Source organism: Enterococcus italicus DSM 15952 (assembly GCF_000185365.1).
In the GTDB taxonomy this organism is placed as follows: Bacteria; Bacillota; Bacilli; order Lactobacillales; family Enterococcaceae; genus Enterococcus_G; species Enterococcus_G italicus.
In genome coordinates this window covers 37,033-44,979 of record NZ_GL622243.1, presented here as the reverse complement: position 1 = coordinate 44,979, position 7,947 = coordinate 37,033, and the positions used below count along the sequence as shown (strand labels likewise).

Here is a 7,947-nt window from a genome sequence, read left to right as displayed (position 1 = left end):
AGCTGGAAGAAAAAGGAATCGTTAGTGAATTAAGAAAAAAATTTTAGAGATACGAAGTTACAATGACGCATTGGATGAATTAGAAAATCTAGAAAGAAAAAGGGATGTCTTAGAAGAAGACAAAAATTTTACTTTAAAATTTGAAAAAACTTTTTCACCATTAGAGAAAAAGGAATTGAAGAACCTTTCTAAAGAATTAAAACTATTTATCAATGATGAAAATATTGACAAAAGAATTAGTGAATTAAAGAGGTGGGAAAATTCACTTGTCTTTAATAATAAAATGGAAATTCAAAAGCAACGTTTGATGTTAGGTAAAATCAGCAATGAACGAGCTATGCTAAAAAAGGCAAATGAAATTCTTGATAAACAATCGGAAAGATTTTTCAAAAAATCTTATCCAAGTTTGAATAGTGATAAGTTTTCAACTCATGAAGTTCGAGCAATGGTAAATGAAACCATTTATAGAAAGCAACTCCTAACGAAAGAACAATTAGCAGAAGTTATCTATACTGAACGAATCGTAGAACAAGAGGAAAATAAGAAGATTTTTAAAGAAAAACCATTCCAAACAAGTCGTTACCTTGATTCGAAGATGAAACAAGTGGAAGAGAACATAGCAAAAGAAAGCAACCCTGAAAGAAAAGAAATTTTATCAATCAAAAAAGAAAAATTAGCAGGGATAAAACAGGGATTAATCGAGTATGTTCAGTTAGAAGTGGAACGGAAATTTGATAAAAATGTGTTAGTCGATACAGTAATTGAAGGAGAACTTTTGCTTGCGAAAGCTGACTATTATCAAACGACCGACTTTTCTACAGTCGAAGGAGTAACACGGTTTACGAGTGAGGAACTGACTAATCTGTTGGAGCAGTCAAGAGGCTCCCTTATGAACATTCAAACGGTCAAAATACCTAATGATTGCCAGGGCGTATTTTTCGTACAAGATGCCATGACACACTTGGACGAACTAAGTCCATTAGCAAAACACAACCTGAAACACATTGTGAATCGCAATGATTATTTACCGAACTCTGATAAACTAGAATTAACTAGCCAAATTGATACCAGTGAAAAAGAAGTAGTAAAGAGAGACCTAGATGAATCAACTGGCCAAGAAGTCAACGTAAAAATATTCCAATTAGCGAAAACAATCAATCGATTGCTCACTGGGAATCACCCACAAAAGAAACGAAATTTGGAGAAACTGATTAAACAGACAAAAGGGGAGAAGAAACGATCCTTACAAAAGGATCTTCCTTTTAGATAAATCAAAAAAGAAGAGGTGTGGAGAATGAAAAAATGGATAGCAGATTCTAAGTGTAAACTTGAAAGTGCGGTTGTTGCGTTGGGGATGCTAGTAATGACGAATCCAGTAGTTGCAGCTACTGATCCAGCAGCAAAATTGGTTGAAGCAGCGAATACCATAAAAGGGGTACTAACGGCATTAATTGTTGTAGTCGGTGGGATTGCTTGTGCGAAAATTGTGATTAAATATTTGCCCTCTATTGACGATCCTCAAGAAAAAAATATCATGTATAAATCATTAGGGACAGCATTACTTGTGACGGCTTTAGGTGGGGCGTTGGTTTGGTTAGTACCTTGGGCGTATGGCTTACTTGCATAATAAACTAGGCATGGAATGCGGATAATTTAAAAAACTAAAAAGAAGGTACAGAGGAACATGAATAAAATATTTGGAAAAAACATTTATTATAGTTATTTTATTGTAGCTATTCTTAGTCTAATCGCATTTTTGGTTAGACACAGTACAATTTGGTTAGTTTTATGTTTTGCTTGGCTAAGTATGGGTTTTTCTGTCTTAGCACGGAACAAAAAAAATCATCATTAGGCTATAAGGGAAATATCTCTAAAAGAGGAGTGAAAGGAGGTTGCTATGAATAGTGACCAAGTAAAGCAAGCCTTGTTAGAACTATTGCACACCGATACCGAAAAAGGACGGACTTGGTTTTTTCCTTCCAATGTATCTGACCGTTACACCGTGATTTTAGGGCTAGATTTGAAGCAGTCTGTACAAGCAATTGGCGCAGCATGTGTCAGTGTTGCCTTGGCCATTCTTCTTTTTCGAAGCTCAGCTATGTTTCCGTTAATTTTTTATGTCATCATTGGTTTGGTGTCCTTTGGTGGTGTGTGGGCCTTTTATACGATTAAACCAATCACAGATCGGCCCAATATTTCTATTTCTGATTTTATGAAACAGAGAAACGAATTTGGCAAAAGACAAAAAGTTTATTACAAAAAACCAAAAGAACGAGTGTAAAGAGAGGGGATAGCAGTGTTTGATTTTCTAAAAACCAGTTCAAAAAGTAGCGATACTAAGAAAAAGGATCTAGTAAAAGAAATGCTGTATTGGGAAGATACCTCACGTTTTCAAGGTGTATTTAAAGATTTTTTTCTTGTGTATCAACCAGAAAAAAAACAATTTAGTTTGGTCAGCATGCTGAAAGTTGATGGGTTAAATGTGGATACACTGCCAGTTTCAGAGCAAGAAGGGTTGAACGAAGATTTTGGTGTCTTTCTATCGCAAAACGTTTTATATGAGCCACAGATTACATCTAAGAACGTACCCGTAGAAATTGATGAGTTTGTGGAAGCATGGGGTAAATCAGTCGAAAATTATCGAAAAATGCCAGGGCACAATGAAGCATTGCTTCAGCTCAAAGCCAGCTACTACTACCACTACAAAAATTTAGCAAGTAACATGGAGACTTCAAAGAAACAACACTTTGTGATCAATTCAGAACCACTTACAAAAGAATCGTATGACAGTTTGGAATTGTCTTACCAAGTATTACGCGACAAAACAAGAACAATCAGAACGGCATTACTAGCTTTTTTAAGTAAGTATGATTGCCAGGTTGAAAGTTGCACGATCAGCGAAATGAAAACGGTTTTAATAAGTTAGGAGTGTTGAAATGGAAAAGATACCAAAAGAAAAAATAGTTTTCATACCCGAAGTTGATACAGAGATTGTTTCTGATTTGGCACCCTTTAATTTTACAATCGAACGTGACAAACTACTTATTGATGATTCTTTCGCAGTACCGTATGTCATTACCAAATACAACAATAAACCAAGGGGGAATTGGTTTAATCGTATACGTAAAATGAGCGGGGATATCACTATTTCTCATTATTATACGAAAGCAAATGGGAACGCACTGAATGATTACTACAATCGAACGATTAAGAATAAACAAGCAGAAATCGATCGTTCGCATGATCCACTGACGATTATTCGATTGGAACGTGAAATGAAAATTGCTCAAACACAGTTAGAACAAGCCGTGGACGAAAATACGTCGTACCTTTATTTGTATACCTATGTTTTGATTAAAAGTAAATCAGAAACCAAGTTAAAAAAATTGTGTGAGGATTTTGAAACACGTTGTATCGCAAGTGGCGTAAAAGCCTTGATTCCGTATACGATGATTGATAAAGCGTATTGGAGTGCCTTACCTTTGCAATCGAATGAAGTACCTGAATATACATATACAATTGCGAACTCAATTAGTGCCAGCAGTATTTTTCCATTTGATGACAATGAGTTGAGTATATTTACGAAACATATGATGATTGAGGGAATCAATAAAGATACTGAAAATATTGTAAGTATTGATTACACCGACAGAAAACTAGTCGTCAATCGAAACAAATTTGTTTTTGGGTTATCAGGGGGAGGGAAAACTACGTACCTGACGTCAGATTATTTAAAAAAATATGCTTTTTCTGATAATTCAACAGAATTAAAGCACAGGATTGTCTTATTTGATCCTGAAGATGAGCAGACGGAGCGCGTTCGTTCTCTAGGGGGAGAAGTAATCAGTCTTTCATCTATGTCGGATGTCCGTATCAATCCATTTCAGATTTATTCGCGAAATACACCAGATGGAACGTTTAAAGAATCCCTATCCGACTTTGAAGAGGATGAACTCATTGATACTCTGGAGATAAAGCCCAAAGATTTTCAGATGACCGACAGGGAGATTGACAAAGAAATCAGTAAACGACTAAATAGTTTAACACCATATTTTTTAATGGTGGATCATTCAATAACGGATAGCCAATTATCTATTGTTAAGCTGGAAGCGAAAAAATGTTATACCACATTATGCGAAAAGAAAAATTTAGCTAAAATGGAAAACACTGACTTTCCAACTTTTTCAGACTTGGAAAAACGTTTGAAAGACTTGGAAAAGACTGATTTTAAGCGCTATCAACGAATCGAAGATTTTATTTACTCTTTAGAAGATTTTACAGTTGGAAGCCGGACCATTTTTAACGGGCATACAAACATTGACCTAAACAATCCGCTAATTTGCTTTTCTTTGCGAGATTTGCAAACAGAAGAAGGAATCCGAGATTTGGCTTACCTTAACAGCTTTAGTTATCTTTTTGAGGAAGTTACCAACAATCCACACATTGTTACGTCTGTTTATGCAGATGAATTTCACTTTTTGTTGAAAAATAAAATTAGTGCAGATTTTTTCTTTCAAGCATACAAACGATTTCGAAAATACAATGCGGACTGCACCGTATCAACCCAACAGATTGATGATGTATTAAAAGCAAGCGACAACATTGGTAAAGCAATTATTGGGAATAGTTTTACCAAAGTCTTCTTTGGCCTTGATGAAACCGACGCACAAGGCATTTCAAATGAACTGAAGCTGAAATTAACAAAAAAAGAATTGTCTTTTATCACTTCAAAGCGACAAGGGGAAGCGTTGCTTTTTCATGGCACAAAGCGCGCAAAAATAAGGGTCGATTTAACACAAGAAGAAATGCGGTTGCTTAATCCAGATGGATATGAAGATATTTACGGCGTTAGTCCGAAAAAAGAAATCAATTGGCTGGTACGATCGAAAATTCAGTAGAAGGGAGAAGCGAATGAAATACAAAATCTTGCATCATTTGCAATTTTACTATCAAGAGAATGTGATTGTCGTTCAAATAAACGAAAAATATTTGACGAATCGAAACCATATTTTTGATGTAGAAGAAAGTGCCCATTACTTTGTTGATGTCGAGGAAATTTTAACCAAAGATGGGAAGCTAGAAATTGTGTATCATCGACCCACGGGTTACACACCCTTACTTGATTTGAAAGAATATGCTGATTTCTACAAATTAGATATAGTGAATCGATTACTAGAAATGAATGTACTAGAAAATCAACATACGTATCTAGCTATGCAAAATATCTTACTGAAAGATACACGCGATTTGTTATTCATATACAAAGCAGATCAATTTGGTAGCCTACCCTATGCAAACAAAGAAGAATTGGAACAATGGAAAAATTTTATTTGTAGTTTTTTTGGGAAGTTTACGCTTGAAAAATATGAGAAAAACCGTGTGGAGGTCTTAACAAAGGAAAAAAATTCTTTTTTGAATGAGGTAGAAGGAACAGATAGCTTGGACGCATTAACAGAGCTAGTAAAAAAACGCCTGACAGAAGAGCAGAAGAATTTCTTTTCCACTGAAGTACAAGAAGAAAGAATAAGCGTCCGTCAGAATCGTAGGAAAAAGACGATACGACTTGCTTTAGTTGTCGGGGCGATTGTGTTGTACATAGGTACGATTTTTGCCATGAAAGCAAATGAGCGTCAACAAATTGATGCTGTGCAACAAAGCGCAGAAACAGAAATCACCATATTGAATAAGATTATTGATAATGATAGTGCAAGCATCGAAAAAGATATGCAAAAACTCAACTATCCTAAGAAAAAGCAAGTAGACATTTATATTAAGCTAGGTGACTACAAAAAAGCGTATGAACTAGACAAAACAGCTGATCAAAAAATTGTTCAAAGCTTGTATAAACAAGGGGAAACCGAAAAAATAGAACAGTTAGACTTACTAGGAAGCGACTATTTGGCAGACTTCAAGAAAATTTTGACATATGATGATGCAACTGACATCGAATACTTGGTTCAGACGAGTACTGACCCAACCGTTATTGAAGCGATAATCGATCAAGCAGTAAAGAAAAACGATTTGCCAACAGTGAAAACCATTCGCCAAGTCTCATTGACACAAAAGAAACTAGCAATCGATTCAAAACGACAGATCAATATGATTGATTTATTGATTGAAAACAATAATGAAGAATTAGAAAGTATCTATAAGGACAATGCGATAAATAATGAGTTGAAGAAGAAACAAACAAATGACCTGTTAGAAGAAAATAACGCATTGCTTAGTGAAAAGATTGAATTAACAAACGCAGAAAAAGACTAGAAAGGTCGGTGATTGAAAGTATGGAAGTAGCACTCACTCAATTCCTTCTACGTTATCGAAAACCGATAACGAGAGTGATTTTGGGCTTTTTCATTTTTATCGTTGTCACCTTCCTTTTGATTTTTACTAACAATCAGACCGCCCCCAGTGGCGAACTAGCAACAGGAAACCACCATCTGAGTGACGCTGTTTTGAGGTATAAAAGCACGATAGAAAAGTATGCTAAACAATACGGTGGTACGGAATATGTGCCATATATTTTAGCCCTGATGCAAGTTGAATCAGGCGGGGAAGGTGGCGATCCCATGCAAGCGAGTGAAAGTTTAGGTCTGGCACCAAATACTATCCAAAATCCTGAAAAAAGTATTCAGCAAGGCATTAAGTATTTTGTAGCCAATGTAAAAAGCGCTAATAGCAAAGGTGCCGATTTAAAAACCGCGTTGCAATCTTATAACTATGGCAGTGGGTTCGTTGCGTTTGTTGCACAAAATGGTGGTACCTATTCGTTTGACTTAGCAAAACAATTTTCTAGTACGAAATCAGGTGGGAAAAAAGTATCCTATATCAATGCCCTATCTACTGCAATGGGCTATACCTACCGCTATAATTACGGGAACATGTTTTATGTTGCGAAACTGATGGAATATGTGAATGAAAGTACGTCCAGTGTTCAAAGTACCAACGCAGCAATTTCATTACAATCTGTTCCTAGCGAATTCAAAAAGCAACTACGTTATCCAGTGTATGATGGGCGTGACTATAATACCAGTGGCAGTTATCCTTTTGGTCAATGTACATGGTATGTCTACAATCGTATGGCTCAACTTGGCAAACCAGTCGATGAGTTTATGGGAAACGGTAGTGAATGGGGAATAAAAGGGAAAATACTCGGCTATTCGGTAATGAACACACCAAAAGTTGGTACAGCCGTTTCTTTTGCCCCGGGTGTGTTTGATGCTGATCCAGTTTACGGACATGTTGCCTTTGTCGAAGTTGTCAACGTCGACGGGTCGCTACTTATTTCTGAATGCAATGTGGTTGATCCTGGCAGCGGAACAGTTAGTTACCGAGTCGTACCTTCTTCAATCGCAAAAGCTCTTTTGTATGTTGGGTAATAAAGGGGGACTGTAGATGTTTGACAAAATAAAAGTAAGTTTGTTTGTTTCAACAGTTGTTTTACTTGTGGTTACGATAAGCATGATTGTTTTTGGAATCAAAAAAGACGAGCAGATCCGCCAGTTAAAGAATGAGGTAAAAGCCGTACAGACGGAACTAGCCGACACACAAGCGAATCAAAGCACCAATCAAAGCGAATCAGAAAAGATAATCAAAGCTTTTTACAAGACGGTGTACACCTATGAAAAAAGCCAACAAGAAATTTCTATGACAACCGTTAAAGAATTAGCGACCGACGCAATCTATCAAGAACTACAAAATGAAATCAATGTGAATCAGGCGTATCGTTCACAGCAAACTACGATTCAAAAATCGTCAGTAAACGAAAGTGACATGAAAATTCTAGCTTATGATAGCAATAGTGGAACACAACAATATTTAGTAACCGTACCGATTTACCAAGTTTTTAACGGCATCAAAAATGATTTTGAACTGAACCAACTCATTCAAATAAAGAACCACCAGATTACCCAAAAAACGACCATTCAATTAGGGGAGGAGGAGTAG

The 7,947-nt window shown here is 36.2% G+C and carries 8 protein-coding genes; all 8 read left to right on the top strand.

Annotation, left to right across the window (positions count from 1 at the left end):
- The first annotated feature begins 70 nt into the window (after positions 1–70).
- On the top strand, positions 71–1,270 hold the full coding sequence (locus HMPREF9088_RS12000) for a hypothetical protein (RefSeq protein ID WP_007209301.1): 1,200 nt from the start codon (positions 71–73) through the stop codon (positions 1,268–1,270).
- A 24-nt stretch (positions 1,271–1,294) separates the two neighbouring features.
- Positions 1,295–1,627 carry a CagC family type IV secretion system protein gene (locus HMPREF9088_RS10840; RefSeq protein WP_007209300.1) on the top strand — a complete coding sequence of 111 codons (333 nt, stop codon included), beginning with the start codon at positions 1,295–1,297 and terminating at the stop codon, positions 1,625–1,627.
- A gap of 270 nt (positions 1,628–1,897) precedes the next feature.
- Positions 1,898–2,281, top strand: a complete 384-nt coding sequence (locus HMPREF9088_RS10835) for a hypothetical protein (RefSeq protein WP_007209298.1) — start codon at positions 1,898–1,900, stop codon at positions 2,279–2,281.
- A gap of 15 nt (positions 2,282–2,296) precedes the next feature.
- On the top strand, positions 2,297–2,926 hold the full coding sequence (locus tag HMPREF9088_RS10830) for a hypothetical protein (RefSeq protein WP_007209297.1): 630 nt from the start codon (positions 2,297–2,299) through the stop codon (positions 2,924–2,926).
- A gap of 10 nt (positions 2,927–2,936) precedes the next feature.
- Complete coding sequence (locus tag HMPREF9088_RS10825; protein WP_007209296.1) at positions 2,937–4,898, top strand: VirB4 family type IV secretion system protein; 1,962 nt, start codon at positions 2,937–2,939, stop codon at positions 4,896–4,898.
- Positions 4,899–4,911: 13 nt separating this feature from the next.
- Positions 4,912–6,264 carry a hypothetical protein gene (locus HMPREF9088_RS10820; RefSeq protein WP_040367671.1) on the top strand — a complete coding sequence of 451 codons (1,353 nt, stop codon included), beginning with the start codon at positions 4,912–4,914 and terminating at the stop codon, positions 6,262–6,264.
- A 74-nt stretch (positions 6,265–6,338) separates the two neighbouring features.
- Complete coding sequence (locus HMPREF9088_RS10815; RefSeq protein ID WP_245785535.1) at positions 6,339–7,379, top strand: lysozyme family protein; 1,041 nt, start codon at positions 6,339–6,341, stop codon at positions 7,377–7,379.
- A 16-nt stretch (positions 7,380–7,395) separates the two neighbouring features.
- Complete coding sequence (locus HMPREF9088_RS10810; protein ID WP_007209293.1) at positions 7,396–7,947, top strand: hypothetical protein; 552 nt, start codon at positions 7,396–7,398, stop codon at positions 7,945–7,947.

What these genes read in the sequence shown, in the direction of transcription:
- HMPREF9088_RS10840 (WP_007209300.1), top strand. Translation starts at nt 1,295, where the DNA reads ATGAAAAAATGGATAGCAGATTCTAAGTGTAAACTTGAAAGTGCGGTT.
- HMPREF9088_RS10835 (WP_007209298.1), top strand. Translation starts at nt 1,898, where the DNA reads ATGAATAGTGACCAAGTAAAGCAAGCCTTGTTAGAACTATTGCACACC.
- HMPREF9088_RS10825 (WP_007209296.1), top strand. Translation starts at nt 2,937, where the DNA reads ATGGAAAAGATACCAAAAGAAAAAATAGTTTTCATACCCGAAGTTGAT.
- HMPREF9088_RS10820 (WP_040367671.1), top strand. Translation starts at nt 4,912, where the DNA reads ATGAAATACAAAATCTTGCATCATTTGCAATTTTACTATCAAGAGAAT.
- HMPREF9088_RS10810 (WP_007209293.1), top strand. Translation starts at nt 7,396, where the DNA reads ATGTTTGACAAAATAAAAGTAAGTTTGTTTGTTTCAACAGTTGTTTTA.